At 43.0% G+C, this 14,564-nt stretch carries 15 protein-coding genes; 6 read left to right on the forward strand and 9 right to left on the reverse strand.

The window, feature by feature from the left end:
• Positions 1-226: 226 nt before the first annotated feature.
• Positions 227-1,915, reverse strand: coding sequence for an arginine--tRNA ligase (gene argS / locus HMPREF0850_RS04975; RefSeq protein WP_000104869.1), 1,689 nt, complete (start codon positions 1,913-1,915; stop codon positions 227-229).
• 147 nt (positions 1,916-2,062) lie between these two features.
• On the opposite strand from argS, the gene argR reads away from it, so the two are divergent.
• The gene (gene argR, locus HMPREF0850_RS04980; protein WP_001227366.1) at positions 2,063-2,509 is read left to right on the forward strand and encodes an arginine repressor; all 447 of its coding nucleotides are present in this window, start codon (positions 2,063-2,065) and stop codon (positions 2,507-2,509) included.
• 50 nt (positions 2,510-2,559) lie between these two features.
• Positions 2,560-5,094 (forward strand): DNA mismatch repair protein MutS, encoded by a 2,535-nt coding sequence (gene mutS, locus HMPREF0850_RS04985; RefSeq protein ID WP_000206074.1) that lies wholly within the window; start codon positions 2,560-2,562, stop codon positions 5,092-5,094.
• 39 nt (positions 5,095-5,133) lie between these two features.
• Here mutS and HMPREF0850_RS04990 read toward each other — a convergent pair whose 3' ends face one another.
• Complete coding sequence (locus tag HMPREF0850_RS04990; RefSeq protein ID WP_000745057.1) at positions 5,134-5,592, reverse strand: DUF3021 domain-containing protein; 459 nt, start codon at positions 5,590-5,592, stop codon at positions 5,134-5,136.
• Complete coding sequence (locus tag HMPREF0850_RS04995; protein WP_000861949.1) at positions 5,589-6,029, reverse strand: LytTR family DNA-binding domain-containing protein; 441 nt, start codon at positions 6,027-6,029, stop codon at positions 5,589-5,591. The genes HMPREF0850_RS04990 and HMPREF0850_RS04995 overlap by 4 nt, the downstream gene beginning before the upstream one ends.
• A 207-nt stretch (positions 6,030-6,236) precedes the next feature.
• Between HMPREF0850_RS04995 and mutL the strand changes: the two genes are divergently transcribed.
• Positions 6,237-8,186 (forward strand): DNA mismatch repair endonuclease MutL, encoded by a 1,950-nt coding sequence (mutL, locus tag HMPREF0850_RS05000; protein ID WP_000018193.1) that lies wholly within the window; start codon positions 6,237-6,239, stop codon positions 8,184-8,186.
• A gap of 150 nt (positions 8,187-8,336) precedes the next feature.
• Here mutL and HMPREF0850_RS05005 read toward each other — a convergent pair whose 3' ends face one another.
• On the reverse strand, positions 8,337-8,834 hold the full coding sequence (locus HMPREF0850_RS05005; protein WP_000761360.1) for a helix-turn-helix domain-containing protein: 498 nt from the start codon (positions 8,832-8,834) through the stop codon (positions 8,337-8,339).
• Between the two features lie 158 nt (positions 8,835-8,992).
• On the opposite strand from HMPREF0850_RS05005, the gene ruvA reads away from it, so the two are divergent.
• Genes ruvA through HMPREF0850_RS05020 form a run of 3 tightly spaced genes read left to right on the forward strand, consistent with a single transcriptional unit; the run spans position 8,993 to position 10,831 of the window.
• Positions 8,993-9,586, forward strand: a complete 594-nt coding sequence (gene ruvA, locus HMPREF0850_RS05010; protein ID WP_000273414.1) for a Holliday junction branch migration protein RuvA — start codon at positions 8,993-8,995, stop codon at positions 9,584-9,586.
• A 9-nt stretch (positions 9,587-9,595) separates the two neighbouring features.
• On the forward strand, positions 9,596-10,156 hold the full coding sequence (locus HMPREF0850_RS05015) for a DNA-3-methyladenine glycosylase I (protein WP_001126066.1): 561 nt from the start codon (positions 9,596-9,598) through the stop codon (positions 10,154-10,156).
• Positions 10,157-10,831, forward strand: coding sequence for a CPBP family intramembrane glutamic endopeptidase (locus HMPREF0850_RS05020; RefSeq protein ID WP_000987439.1), 675 nt, complete (start codon positions 10,157-10,159; stop codon positions 10,829-10,831).
• Positions 10,832-10,902: 71 nt separating this feature from the next.
• Here HMPREF0850_RS05020 and HMPREF0850_RS05025 read toward each other — a convergent pair whose 3' ends face one another.
• The 5 genes from HMPREF0850_RS05025 to HMPREF0850_RS05045 form a co-directional block, all read right to left on the reverse strand.
• Positions 10,903-11,166: a SemiSWEET family transporter gene (locus HMPREF0850_RS05025; RefSeq protein ID WP_000166112.1), complete on the reverse strand. Its 264-nt coding sequence runs from the start codon at positions 11,164-11,166 to the stop codon at positions 10,903-10,905.
• Between the two features lie 73 nt (positions 11,167-11,239).
• Positions 11,240-12,274, reverse strand: coding sequence for a S66 family peptidase (locus tag HMPREF0850_RS05030; protein WP_000255135.1), 1,035 nt, complete (start codon positions 12,272-12,274; stop codon positions 11,240-11,242).
• Positions 12,275-12,551: 277 nt separating this feature from the next.
• On the reverse strand, positions 12,552-12,899 hold the full coding sequence (locus tag HMPREF0850_RS05035) for a TfoX/Sxy family protein (RefSeq protein ID WP_000331825.1): 348 nt from the start codon (positions 12,897-12,899) through the stop codon (positions 12,552-12,554).
• Positions 12,900-12,914: 15 nt separating this feature from the next.
• Positions 12,915-13,592 carry a DUF1129 domain-containing protein gene (locus tag HMPREF0850_RS05040; protein ID WP_000077995.1) on the reverse strand — a complete coding sequence of 226 codons (678 nt, stop codon included), beginning with the start codon at positions 13,590-13,592 and terminating at the stop codon, positions 12,915-12,917.
• An 11-nt stretch (positions 13,593-13,603) separates the two neighbouring features.
• Entirely contained in the window at positions 13,604-14,548 is a 945-nt protein-coding gene (locus tag HMPREF0850_RS05045) for a magnesium transporter CorA family protein (protein WP_000815620.1), read from the reverse strand.
• Between the last annotated feature and the right edge of the window lie 16 nt (positions 14,549-14,564).

Genomic DNA, 14,564 nt, shown 5'->3' on the forward strand with positions numbered 1-14,564 from the left:
ATACTTGAAAGGTCTAGTTTTTTATTATTATGACATAAACAAATCGCTGTTTATTTATGTGAATTAGTGAAGCGCCTAGCCAAATCACCATAGTTACGACGTCATGGCCTCTAAATCGATTATATTTAGGGGTCATGACTAGTGAAGCAGTTAGCTAGTTCGCATATAAGCATAAGCGGCTAGCGTCTAACAATTAGGAACTTTAGTTCCAATTGTTAGTACTGAATCACATCTTCTCTGGTGCTTCTACTCCAAGCAAACGAAGGGCTTCTTTGAGAACAACAGCTGTTGCGTAGCTGAGGGCTAGACGGCTGTCGCGCTCTGGGCTTTCATCCAGAATACGAGTGTGGGCATAGTATTTATTGAAAGCTTGAGCTAAGCTGATTGCATACTTGGCAATGAGCGATGGATCATAGTTAACAGATGCGCGTTTGATGACACGGGCAAAGTCTTGGAGAAGTTTGATAATTTCCCAGCTTTCAGCATCATTTAGACTGTAATTTGCTTGAGCATTTGGTTGGAAGTCTGCTTTTCTAAGGAGAGATTGGATACGAGCGTAAGCGTATTGGATGTATGGACCAGTTTCTCCTTCAAAGGAAACCATAGCTTCGAGGTCAAAGTCGTAACCATTTCGGCGGTCAGTCTTGAGGTCGTAGAATTTAACAGCTCCTACTCCGACAGCTTGGGCAACCTGCTCTTTGTTTTCGAGATCAGGATTTTTCGCTTCAATTTGTGCTTTAGCACGGCTGATAGCTTCTTGAAGAGTAGGTTCGAGCAGGATAATATTTCCCTTACGAGTAGAGAGCTTTTGACGGTTCTTGGTTACCAAACCGAAGTCTACATGAATCATATCATCGCTCCAGTCAAATCCCATTTTTTTCAAGACGGCTTTTAACTGTTTAAAGTGGTTAGACTGCTCTTGACCAACCGCATAGATATTCTTAACAAAATTGTAAGTACGTGCACGGTAGATAGCTGTCGCAATATCACGTGTGATGTAGAGGGTTGCACCGTCAGATTTTTTAATCATAGCAGGTGGCAGTTCGACATCATCTAGGTTGACAATGCTAGCGCCGCGTGATTCTTCTAGCAAACCTTTTTCTTCAAGGATTTGCACGGCTTCGTCCATCTTGTCATTATAGAAGGCTTCCCCGTTTAAGCTGTCAAATTCAACGTTCAACAGTTTGTAAATGCGGTTGAACTCAACCAAACTTTCGTCACGGAACCATTGCCAGAGTTGAGTTGCTTCTGGATCACCGTCTTCCAATTTTTTAAACCAAAGACGTCCTTCCTCATCAAGAGCTGGGTCGTTTTCGATTTCAGCATTGATGCGAACGTACAATTTTAACAATTCGTCAATTGGATTAGCTTCTACGGCTTCCTTACTTCCCCATTTTTTATAAGCAACCATGAGAAGACCAAACTGTTTACCCCAGTCTCCAAGGTGGTTGATTTTAATAGTGTTGTAGCCCATTTTCTTAAAGATATTAGAAAGAGCATCTCCGATAACAGTTGAACGTAAGTGACCTACTGAGAAAGGTTTTGCGATGTTTGGACTTGATAGGTCAATCGTGATATTTTGCTCTTTGCCTTCCGTTTGTTGAGCGTAGTCAGATCCTTTTTCGATGATCTCTTTGATAACTGCTCCAGAAATGGCAGATTTATCAAGGAAGAAGTTGACGTAAGGGCCAGTTGCAACAACTTTTTCAAAGGCTTGGCTGTTGATTTTTTCAGCGATTTCAGCAGCAATCATTTGAGGGGCTTTGCGTTCGACTTTTGCAAGTGAGAAAGCAGGGAAAGCGATATCTCCCATGTCAGAGTTTTTTGGTTGTTCTAGTAAATTTAAAATAGCCTCTTGATCTAGGCTATCGATGACGCTAGCCAATTCACTAGCAATCAGTTTTTTTGTACTCATAAGTAGGCTCCTTTTGGACTTTTATTCTATTTTATCATAAATTTAGTGAAAGAAGAAAGATTTTTTTGAATTATTCAGTTTTTTTGGTATAATTATATCTAAAAATAAACCCGAAATCGGTTATAAATATTCATGTAAGAGGTTGATATGAGAAAAAAAGAACGACACCAGTTGATTAAAAAGATGATCACTGAGGAAAAACTAGCTACACAAAAGGATATCCAAGATCGCCTAGAAGTTCGGAATGTCTTTGTGACGCAAACGACCTTGTCTCGCGATTTGCGCGAAATCGGCTTGATCAAGGTTAAGAAAAATGGTATGGTATATTATGTGCTAGCGAATGAAACAGAAAAGATTGATTTGGTAGAGTTTTTGTCGCATCATTTAGAAGGGGTTGCGAGAGCAGAGTTTACTTTGGTACTTCATACCAAGCTGGGAGAAGCGGCCGTGTTAGCAAATATTGTTGATGAAAATAAGGACGAGGCGATTTTAGGGACGGTTGCTGGTGCCAATACCTTACTGGTTATTTGTCGAGACCAGCATGTTGCCAAGCTCATGGAAGAGCGTCTGCTAGATTTGATGAAGGATAAATAGGGTTTTGGGACTTGTTCCCAAGCCTTATTTTTGACAAGGAGAGAGCCAATATGACGACAGAAAAACTATCACCTGGTATGCAGCAGTATGTGGATATTAAAAAGCAATATCCAGATGCTTTTCTGCTCTTTCGGATGGGTGATTTTTATGAGCTGTTTTACGAAGATGCGGTCAATGCGGCGCAGATTTTAGAGATTTCACTGACCAGTCGTAATAAAAATGCAGAAAATCCGATACCCATGGCTGGTGTTCCCTATCATTCTGCCCAGCAGTATATCGATGTTCTGATTGAGCAGGGCTATAAAGTTGCCATTGCTGAGCAGATGGAAGATCCCAAACAAGCAGTTGGGGTGGTTAAGCGCGAGGTGGTTCAGGTCATCACACCTGGAACGGTCGTCGATAGCAGTAAGCCCGATAGTCAGAATAACTTTCTGGTTGCTCTAGATCGTGATGGCAATCAATTTGGTCTAGCTTATATGGACCTGGTGACGGGTGATTTTTATGTGACGGGTCTATTGGACTTTACCCTCGTTTGTGGGGAAATCCGTAATCTCAAGGCCCGAGAAGTGGTGCTAGGATATGACTTATCTGAGGAAGAAGAACAAATCCTCAGCCGTCAGATGAATCTGGTACTTTCCTACGAGAAAGAAGGTTTTGAGGATGTCCATTTACTGGATTCACGTTTGGCTGCTGTGGAGCAAGCGGCAGCTAGTAAGTTGCTCCAGTACGTTCACCGGACTCAGATGCGGGAATTGAATCACCTCAAACCAGTTATCCGCTATGAAATCAAAGATTTCTTACAGATGGACTATGCGACCAAGGCTAGTTTGGATTTGGTTGAGAATGCTCGTTCAGGCAAAAAGCAAGGCAGTCTTTTCTGGCTTTTGGATGAAACTAAAACAGCTATGGGCATGCGCCTTTTGCGTTCTTGGATCCATCGTCCCTTGATTGATAAGGAGAGAATCGTTCAGCGTCAAGAGGTGGTGCAGGTCTTTCTTGATCACTTCTTTGAGCGCAGTGATTTAACGGACAGCCTCAAGGGTGTTTATGACATCGAACGTTTGGCTAGTCGGGTTTCTTTTGGCAAGACCAATCCCAAGGATCTCTTGCAGTTGGCGACTACCTTATCCAGTGTGCCACGGATTCGAGCGATTTTAGAGGGGATGGAGCAACCTGCTCTGGCCTATCTCATCGCACAGTTAGATGCCATTCCTGAGTTGGAGAGCTTGATTAGCGCAGCGATTGCTCCTGAAGCTCCTCATGTGATTACGGAAGGCGGCATTATCCGTACGGGATTTGATGAGACCTTGGATAAATACCGCCGAGTGCTCAGAGAAGGGACTAGTTGGATTGCTGAGATTGAGGCTAAGGAGAGAGAAAACTCAGGCATCAGCACGCTTAAGATTGACTACAATAAAAAGGACGGTTACTATTTCCATGTGACCAATTCGCAACTGGGAAATGTGCCAGCCCACTTTTTCCGCAAGGCAACGCTGAAAAACTCAGAACGCTTTGGCACCGAGGAATTAGCCCGTATCGAGGGAGATATGCTGGAGGCGCGTGAGAAGTCAGCCAACCTAGAGTATGAAATCTTTATGCGTATCCGTGAGGAAGTCAGCAAGTACATCCAGCGTTTGCAGGCTCTAGCCCAAGGAATTGCAACCGTTGATGTCTTGCAAAGTCTGGCGGTTGTGGCTGAAACCCAGCATTTGATCCGACCTGAGTTTGGAGACAATTCACAAATTGATATCCAGAAAGGGCGCCATGCTGTCGTCGAAAAGGTTATGGGAGCGCAGTCCTATATTCCAAACAGTATCCAGATGTCAGAAGATACCAGCATTCAACTGATTACAGGACCCAACATGAGCGGGAAGTCTACCTACATGCGCCAGCTAGCCATGACTGCGGTTATGGCCCAGCTGGGTTCTTATGTGCCGGCAGAGAGCGCCCATTTGCCTATCTTCGATGCCATCTTTACCCGTATCGGAGCAGCAGATGATTTGGTTTCAGGTCAATCAACCTTCATGGTAGAGATGATGGAGGCCAATAATGCCATTTCGCATGCGACCAAGAACTCACTCATTCTCTTCGATGAATTGGGACGCGGAACTGCGACTTATGACGGGATGGCTCTTGCCCAGTCCATCATCGAATACATTCATGAACATATCGGAGCCAAAACCCTCTTTGCGACCCACTACCATGAGTTGACCAGTCTGGAGTCCAGTTTGGAACACTTGGTCAATGTCCATGTGGCAACCTTAGAACAGGGTGGGCATGTCACCTTCCTTCACAAGATCGAACCAGGACCTGCTGATAAATCCTATGGTATCCATGTTGCTAAGATTGCTGGCTTACCAGGAGAACTTTTAGCAAGAGCGGATAAGATTTTAACGCAACTGGAGAGTCAAGGGGGAGAAAGTCCAGCTCCGATGAGGCAAACTAGCGCCGTCACGGAACAGATTTCTCTCTTTGATACGCCAGCAGAACATCCTATCCTAGCAGAATTAGCTCAACTGGATGTGTACAACATGACACCTATGCAGGCTATGAATGTCTTAGTTGAGTTCAAACAAAAGTTATAAAAAGAGCCCACTCACATTTTTGTGAGTGGGATTTTTCTATTACTTTTTATGAGCCAAGAGTTGATTGATGTGGTCTACTTTTTTTGCTTCTCTTTTATAGAGAATAACCCAGATGATGAGGTAGACGATCGCAAACTCTGGAATGAGTTGGAGATAAAAGGTCCAGTGGAAGGGGAACCAACCAGCCAGAGTTGCTAGTGGAACAAAGCCAGCCAGCATGAGGAAGAAATGGGAAAGTGTGGCACGGAGCAAGCTCCAGTCACGGCTGAATAAGCGACTGCCAAAGCTAAAGAGAACGCCGATAGCTGACCAGATGATCATACAGTAGAGCAAGACCAAGGCACCGTGAACCTGATGTTCCACCATCACTTGTCCGACTAGAGAATCGGGACTCAGTGGGGCATAGGTATTTGGTGCATACATGAGTGAAAAGAGGATAGAGAGGATGAGGCCGATAAGAACACCAGCAGCTGCATCGTGAAATACCTGTTTTTTCATAGTTCTAATTTCTCCTTGATGGTTTTTAGGTAACGGCGTGAAGAGTAGGTGAAGCTTTCGTTTTTCAAGAAAATTTCAACCAGACCGTTGGGCGTGAGCTTGAGATGAGAGATGGAGTCGATATTGACGATTTCAGATTGGGAAATTTGGATAAAAGTGGTCGGTAAGATTTCAAGGACTTGATAGAGTCGCAAATCAATGCTGTAGGTCTGACTGGTAGTTTCTGCAAGAACCTTTCGATTCTCTGTATAAAAACGCTGAATCTTGCCAATTTCAACTAGATAGACCTGATCATCAATCTTACCTTTGATTGTTTCTTTTTGGTCAAGATTTTTAGCGAACTCGATGACTTTTTGGACTTTTTTAGTTTCTTGAGGTGCTTGGACAATCAGCTTTTCTTCCTTGTACGTCTCCTTAATCTGTAGTTCTACTTTCATAAATTCCCTCCTTTTCAGTTATACAAGGTTGTGATCACTTCCTGTACACCTTTATTAAACACTATTTTACGACCTCTGGCAAGAGCTTTTGTCTATGTGGAGGGATTTGGAGTCTATGTGGTATTTGCTTTTTCTGATAGCATCTGAAATATGGTATAATAGCACTGATCAATTTCTAGGAAAATAGATACAGAAAGGGGCTGAAAGATGTCTCATATTATTGAATTGCCAGAGGTGCTGGCAAACCAGATAGCGGCAGGAGAAGTCATCGAACGTCCTGCCAGTGTAGTTAAAGAGTTGGTAGAAAATGCCATTGACGCTGGTTCTAGCCAGATTATCATTGAGATTGAAGAAGCTGGTCTCAAGAAAATCCAAATCACAGATAATGGCCATGGAATTGCCCACGATGAGGTGGAATTGGCTCTCCGTCGTCATGCGACCAGTAAGATAAAAAATCAGGCTGATCTCTTTCGGATTCGGACGCTTGGTTTTCGTGGTGAAGCTCTGCCCTCTATCGCTTCTGTTAGTGTGCTGACTCTGTTGACGGCGGTGGATGGTGCGAGTCATGGGACCAAGCTCGTTGCGCGTGGGGGTGAAGTTGAGGAAGTCATCCCAGCGACTAGTCCTGTGGGGACCAAAGTTTGTGTGGAGGACCTCTTTTTCAACACGCCTGCCCGCCTCAAGTATATGAAGAGCCAGCAAGCGGAATTGTCTCATATCATTGATATTGTCAACCGTCTAGGGTTGGCCCATCCTGAGATTTCTTTTAGCTTGATTAGTGATGGCAAGGAAATGACACGAACAGCTGGTACGGGTCAACTCCGCCAAGCTATTGCAGGGATTTACGGTTTGGCGAGTGCTAAGAAGATGATTGAAATTGAGAATTCTGACCTAGATTTCGAAATTTCAGGTTTTGTGTCCTTGCCTGAGTTGACCCGAGCCAACCGTAACTATATCAGCCTCTTCATCAACGGGCGTTATATCAAGAACTTCTTGCTCAATCGCGCTATTCTTGACGGTTACGGAAGCAAGCTCATGGTGGGACGTTTTCCACTGGCTGTCATTCACATCCATATCGATCCTTATCTGGCTGATGTCAATGTACATCCAACCAAACAAGAAGTGCGGATTTCCAAGGAAAAAGAACTGATGGCGCTAGTCTCAGAAGCTATTTCTAACAGTCTCAGAGAGCAAGCCTTGATCCCTGATGCCTTGGAAAATCTTGCCAAATCTACTGTGCGCAATCGTCAAAAGGTAGAGCAGACCATTCTCCCACTAAAAGAAAATACGCTTTACTATGAAAAAACAGAACTCTCAAAACCTAGTCAAGCTGAGGTGGCTGATCATCAGGTTGAATTAACTGATGAAGGACAGGATTTAACCCTGTTTGCCAAGGAAACCTTGGACCAGCTAACCAAGCCCGCAAAATTACATTTTGCAGAGAGAAAGCCTGCTAACTACGACCAACTAGATCATCCAGAGTTAGACCTAGCTAGCCTCGATAAAGCCTATGACAAGCTGGAGCGAGAGGAATCATCAAGTTTCCCAGAGTTGGAGTTTTTCGGACAAATGCACGGGACTTATCTTTTTGCTCAGGGACGAGATGGGCTCTACATCATAGACCAGCACGCTGCTCAGGAACGGGTCAAGTATGAGGAATACCGTGAAAGCATCGGCAATGTTGACCAGAGCCAGCAGCAACTCCTAGTGCCCTACATCTTTGAATTTCCAGCGGATGATGCCCTTCGTCTCAAGGAAAGAATGCCACTTTTGGAGGAAGTGGGCGTCTTTCTAGCAGAGTATGGAGAAAATCAATTTATCCTACGTGAACATCCAATTTGGATGGCAGAGGAAGAAATCGAGTCTGGTATCTATGAAATGTGCGACATGCTACTCTTGACCAAGGAAGTTTCGATCAAGAAATACCGAGCAGAGCTGGCTATCATGATGTCCTGCAAGCGGTCTATCAAGGCCAACCATCGTATCGATGACCACTCAGCCAGACAGCTCCTTTATCAGCTCTCTCAATGTGACAATCCATATAACTGTCCCCACGGACGTCCCGTTTTGGTGCATTTTACCAAGTCGGATATGGAAAAAATGTTCCGACGCATTCAGGAAAATCATACCAGCCTCCGTGAGTTGGGGAAGTATTAAGAACACAAAAAGCCTTTGTTCCTTTTGAACAAGGCTTTTTAGTTTTTCTATGGTGGGAATTTTGATTGGACATGGCAACTTGACACGAGGTTTACACTTGCTTGATAAGACTAGTCCTATAAAAGTACTGAAAAATATGAATCAATTGACTCAAGGTTTCGTAGAGTTGTCTTGGTTTGAAGGAGTCTCAAGACCAATCACCTTATCAAGATAACGTTGTTTGGTTTTGAGAGCCTTGTTGATAGCAATCGCTGAAGCAATCAAGAGAACGAAGGTCAGCCAGATCCAGGCGGTGAATTCGGCTGGGAAACTAGAACCAGCTAAAAAGAGATAGATAGCCAGAGCCAAGACGAAAATATAAATCATTTGCCAGAGACCATAGGATTTAACCTCTTTATAGTATTTGTCCTTGTCTTCCTCCAAGATCACTGCTGTGGAAGCTTTTTCAGAGTTTTCATCTAGTAGTAGATAGTCAGTTGTCACTTGAAAAATCTTGCTTAATTCAATGATTTTTTCGATTTCAGGAAGAACTTGTCCAGACTCCCATTTGGAGATGCTTTGCCGAGAAACATTGATTTGTTCAGCTAGCTTTTCTTGGGACCAACCTTTTTCCTTTCTGAGCTCAAATAGTTTTTCTGCGAGTTTCATTATTCTATCCTCCTTTTTCTACTTCTATCCTAACAATTTTTACTTATAATGAGAATACAATCTCCTGTACTATTTGTCAACCAGAGGTTGCACCTTTTGTTGCCATCTGTCTTGGGGAAATATGGTATACTAGATAAGCAAAATAATGGAGAAAAACTATGTACGAATATTTAAAAGGAATCATTACCAAAATCACTGCTAAATACATAGTCCTAGAGGCGAATGGTATCGGTTATATCTTGCATGTATCTAATCCCTATGCTTACTCAGGTCAGGTCAATCAAGAAACTCAAATTTATGTGCACCAAGTTGTCCGCGAGGATGCCCATCTGCTTTACGGCTTTCGCTCAGAAGATGAGAAAAAACTCTTCCTCAGTCTGATTTCGGTCTCAGGGATTGGACCTGTATCAGCTCTTGCTATTATCGCTGCCGATGACAATGCTGGCTTGGTTCAAGCCATCGAGACTAAGAACATCACCTACTTGACCAAGTTCCCCAAAATTGGCAAGAAAACAGCCCAACAGATGGTGCTGGACTTGGAAGGCAAGGTAGTCGTGGCTAGTGATGACCTTCCTGCCAAAGTCGCAGTACAAGCCAGTGCTGAAAACCAAGAACTGGAAGAAGCCATGGAGGCCATGTTGGCACTAGGCTACAAGGCGACGGAGCTCAAGAAAATCAAGAAATTCTTTGAAGGAACGACAGATACAGCTGAGAACTATATCAAGTCAGCTCTTAAGATGTTGGTAAAATAGGAGAATAATATGCCAAAACGTTGTTCGTGGGTCAAGATGACCAATCCTCTCTATATCGCCTACCACGATCAGGAGTGGGGACAGCCCCTTCATGATGACCGCGCTCTTTTTGAACTGCTCTGTATGGAGACCTATCAGGCTGGTCTGTCTTGGGAAACGGTACTAAACAAACGGCAGGCTTTCCGAGAAGCATTTCATGACTATCAAATTCAAGCGGTCGCAGAGATGGCAGATGGGGAGTTGGAATCCCTGTTAGATAATCCAGCCATCATCCGAAATCGAGCCAAGATTTTTGCGACGCGTGCCAATGCCCAAGCATTTCTACAAGTTCAGAAGGTGCATGGTTCTTTTGATAGCTATCTCTGGTCTTTTGTTGAGGGGAAAACCATCATCAATGATGTCCCTGACTATCGCCAGGCACCTGCTAAAACAGCCTTGTCTGAAAAGTTATCTCAAGATCTCAAAAAAAAAGGATTCAAATTCACAGGTCCAGTCGCAGTTTTAGCTTTTTTACAAGCGGCAGGTCTGATTGACGACCACGAGAATGATTGTGAGTGGAAGGGGAATTAAATGATGTCTAACAAATATAAGGGAATTCTGATTTTTTCGATTCTCTATACAGTTCTTTTTGTGTTTGATGGCGTTAAATTGCTGGCTTTCTTGATGCCATCTGCTATTGCGAATTATCTAGTTTATGTAGTATTAGCTCTGTATGGTTCTTTTTTATTTAAGGATAGATTAATCCAACAATGGAATGAGATTAGAAAAACTAAGAGAAAATTCTTCTTTGGCGTCTTAACAGGCTGGCTATTTCTCATTCTGATGACTGCTTTCTTTGGCTTTATCTTAGGAATATTGAGACAGTTTTTGGGGCTAGACGGACAAGGTCTAAACCAGTCGAATATTCAAAGTACCTTTCAAGAACAACCAATACTGATAGCAGTTTTCGCCTGTATCATAGGACCTTTGGTGGAAGAACTATTTTTCCGTCAGCTCTTGTTACATCACTTGCAGAAAAGTCTGCCAAGTTGGTTAAGCATTCTTCTGGTAGGACTTGTTTTTGCTCTGACTCATATGCACAGTTTGGCTTTATCAGAGTGGGTCAGTGCAGTCGGTTATCTAGGTGGAGGCATTGCCTTTTCTATCATCTATGTGAAAGAAAAAGAGAATATTTATTATCCTCTAGTTGTTCATATGTTAGGCAATAGCCTTCCCTTGATTATTTTAGTTATCAGTAGTATGTGACGTTTTAGTAGTTATACAAGAGAAAAAGCTGAGAAATTCCTCTCAGCTTTTTGATTATATGCTAGTAATTTTTATAGTGCAGTGAGAAATGTCAGTCCACCTAAGACAACGCCAGCTGAGTTTGGAATAATTAGTATCCAATCCTTCTTAGGTTCTTTTGTCCACCCGTAAATAACCCAAATTAAACAAGATACTGCTGCGGATAAAGGCTGGAATGGTTGAGCTTTGTTGCCTTGTAAATTGGCAAAAATTTGTGGGATGTAGGCGATAAATACAATAATCCCGATAAAGGCCCCGATTGAACCGACAATTTGATTTATTTTTTGTTTAGTCATATACACCTCCTTCAAAAAGATATCATAGAAATTAGCGAAAATCAATACAAAAGCATAAAAATGGAGAAATTGTTTATTTTTTATTATAGTCAAAGCGAATGACTTGCTCTTTTGCATCCACATAAGCGTGAACGCCAAAGGGTACAATGGCTCTTGGTGTGGCGTGGCCGACATTCAGATTATAGACAATTGGGATATTGCTGTCAACGATGCTCATTAGTGCCTCTTTATAGTCGTCATAGAAGGTTTCATCCATTGGCTTTCCGACCAAGAGTCCGCTGATGACCTCGAATATTCCAGTTTCCTTTAAAGTCTGCACCATTTTTTTGAAGTTTTCCGGCTCAGGCTTTTCTTCGCTTGTTTCTAACAAGAGAATCTTTCCTTCCCAGTCGGATAAGTCAGGGAAAAGTGTATACTTTTGGCAGAGATCCGTGCTGTCTGCGTATCGAAAGTTGTCAAAGATATCATAGAGAGATTCAAGGCAACCTCCGAGAATTTCTCCCTCAAACTGGGCATTTCCTTGTAACAAGTCAAAACCAGTATTTACATGACTGACACGAGCTGTTCCCAAAGCTTTGGGACTGAAGTCAGTTCTTTCCTCATACCAAACGTCACTAGGTCGAATTTCTGAGATTCTTCCCGTCTTTATCAATTCTTTAAAGTAGTGAAAGCTATAGGGCAACATCTCCTTGTCCAATTCACAAATGTCTGCTAGAAAGGATTGCCCATAAAAAGTCTTAATCCGTAGTTTGTGCAACATAAGGTGGTTCATAGTGGTATCCGAGAAGCCAAGAAAAATCTTTGGCTTGATAACCTTTTGGAGTTGGTCATTTTCAAAAAGATAAGGTAGCAAACGATAGGTATCATCCCCACCGATGGCGCATAGGATCATGTCGATGCTATCGTCCGAAAAGGCCTGCATCAAATCCTCTGCACGTGCTTCAGGATGGTCCTTGATAAAGTCTAACCCTTTTAGCGAATGGGGCAGAAAGACAGGATTGAGTCCCAAATCTTTGAGACGTTGGAGACCCAAATCGACTTCGTGTTTGACAAAATCCTCTCCAATAACACCGCTAGACAAACTAACAATACCAATAGTAGAAACCATATCTCATCCTCCTAGAAATAGATTGATACTCTTCGAAAATCAAATTCAAACCACGTCAGCTTCCATCTGCAACCTCAAAACAGTGTTTTGAGCAGCCTGCGGCTAGCTTCCTAGTTTGCTCTTTGATTTTCATTGAGTATGAGCCTATTCTATCACAAAAGATGAGAGAAAACTACAAGAATGAGACTCAGAAGTTCTATTGAATTTCAAGAAAGCAAGTGAAAAAGCAACCGCCTGTGCAGTTGCTTTCCGTTTTTCTAATCTCGATAGGTGTGAGTTACTTGGTCAACTCTTGATTATAGGAGAGGGCTAAATCAATCCAGTAAGGAAGTTCTTTTTGGCCTTCGATATCTAGGTCTATATAGCCATGATAAGGTCGCCCTCTCATCAATGTAGTATGAGCTCCTGTTCGGGGTAGAACTTGCTTTTCCATTTCTTTGCCAATTCTCACCATAACCAGCTCGTCTTTTCTGGAACTGACTGTAAGGACCATTTTCCCACGAATCATAAAGGCCAGGCCACCAAACAGTTTCTTTTCTTCTAACTCTTCTTCGAAAATTTGGGGAGGAAGTTTGAGTGCTAGAATTTTTCGAATCTGCTGAGCTAAAGATTGACTATATGCCATAGCTTTTCACTTTTCTTAATAACGTGATGGGCCCGCACTTGCACTTCGGATATTGAAACGTTTCTTGAGATAGAAGCGAAGAGCGAGAAGGGTAGCTCCCAGGATAGCCAAAGGCAATGGAGCAAGGACTGGATTGAGGTTTGCTGGTAGGAAGCTTGTTGCAAAGAAGACAACCAACCAAAGGACCATAGAAGCCAGGATAACGAGGATTGATTTCCAGAATGGAGGACGTTGGCTACGGTCTGTGTCTGGTCCATAGTACTGGTAGACAAAGTAGTACATCAAGTAGAAGGCAAGTCCTCCTACAAGTCCAACCAACAAGAGGGTAATCAACCCATAGCCAATAGCCTGATCTGTAGAGAAGAAGGTAGTCAGAGCGCTAACCAATGCAAAGAGACTGGTGATAAAAAGGGCTGAGTCCATAATCATGAGTTTTGGATCGTCATTTTCTTTTGGATGCTCTTTTTCGTATTGCTCCTTGACAGTGAAGCTATGAGCCCAGTGGGTTGGAGCCCCGTAGAGGGAACGTGCAGTCGTTCCTTTGGCTTGCTCTTCAAGGATTTTAGGAATGACTTCCTCAAAGACAGCCTTGATTTCAGCGTCTGTTTTACCATCTTTGATAAATTGTTGGGTAGCGATGTGGATAAATTCTTGGTTTTTCTTGGTTAGTTTCTGTAAATCAATCTGAGACATAGGGATTCCTCTTAGAACCATTTTTTATGGATGAGATAGAGAGTGAGCGAAACACTCATAGCAAAGGCGATAAAGACGATTAACCAGAAGGCGTGTGGTTCACCGTTTAGAGGGATTTCATTATCCTTAAAGTTCATCCCGTAGGCTGAGAAGATCATGGTTGGGACAGACATGACAATGGTCACGAGAGCCAGGGTTTTCATGATGTTGTTCTGGTTGTTGGAAATGATAGAGGCAAAGGTCTCTGTCATAGAGTGAAGGACATTTCCATAGATATCTGCCATCTCGATGGCCTGTTGGGTTTCAATCAGAGTGTCTTCGAGTAGGTCTTCGTCTTCTAGGTATTTCTTGATATTGCTAGTTGCGCTAGTCAATTTCTTAATCACGCGCTCGTTCGTCTTAAGTGAGGCCTTGAAATAGACGATGGTCTTTTCCAATTCCATGAGCTCGATCAGCTCTTCGTTTCGAGTAGACTTGTGAAGTTGACTTTCGATTTGTTCACTCTTACGGTCGATCGAACGAAGGGCCGTAAGGTAAAGTTCGGCGTTGCGGTAGAGAATCTGGAAGATAAAGCGTGAACGCATGAAGGTGTAAAAGTTACGCAGTCTACGGTTGATAAAGACATCGAGAACGGGGAGGGATTCCAAGCAGGTGGTGATAATGGTTTCCTCGGTGATGATAATCCCCAGCGGAATCGTAACGTAGTAGGTACGATTGTTTCTTTCCTCTGTGATGGGAACGTCCACGATGATCAAAGTATACTCATCTTCGATGGTAATACGGGACATTTCTTCCGCATCGAGTGGTGCTCGAAGGTCGGCAATGTCAATGTCGAAGGCGTTAGCGATTTCCAACGATTCATTTTGTGTAGGATTGACGAGGTTGATCCAAGTACCCGGTTCAAGCGTGTCGATCTCTTTAAATTCAGTTGTTGTTGAGAGAAAAACTTGTTTCATATCCCCTATCCTTTCC

This window comes from Streptococcus sp. M143 (assembly GCF_000162495.1).
In the GTDB taxonomy this organism is placed as follows: Bacteria; Bacillota; Bacilli; order Lactobacillales; family Streptococcaceae; genus Streptococcus; species Streptococcus dentisani.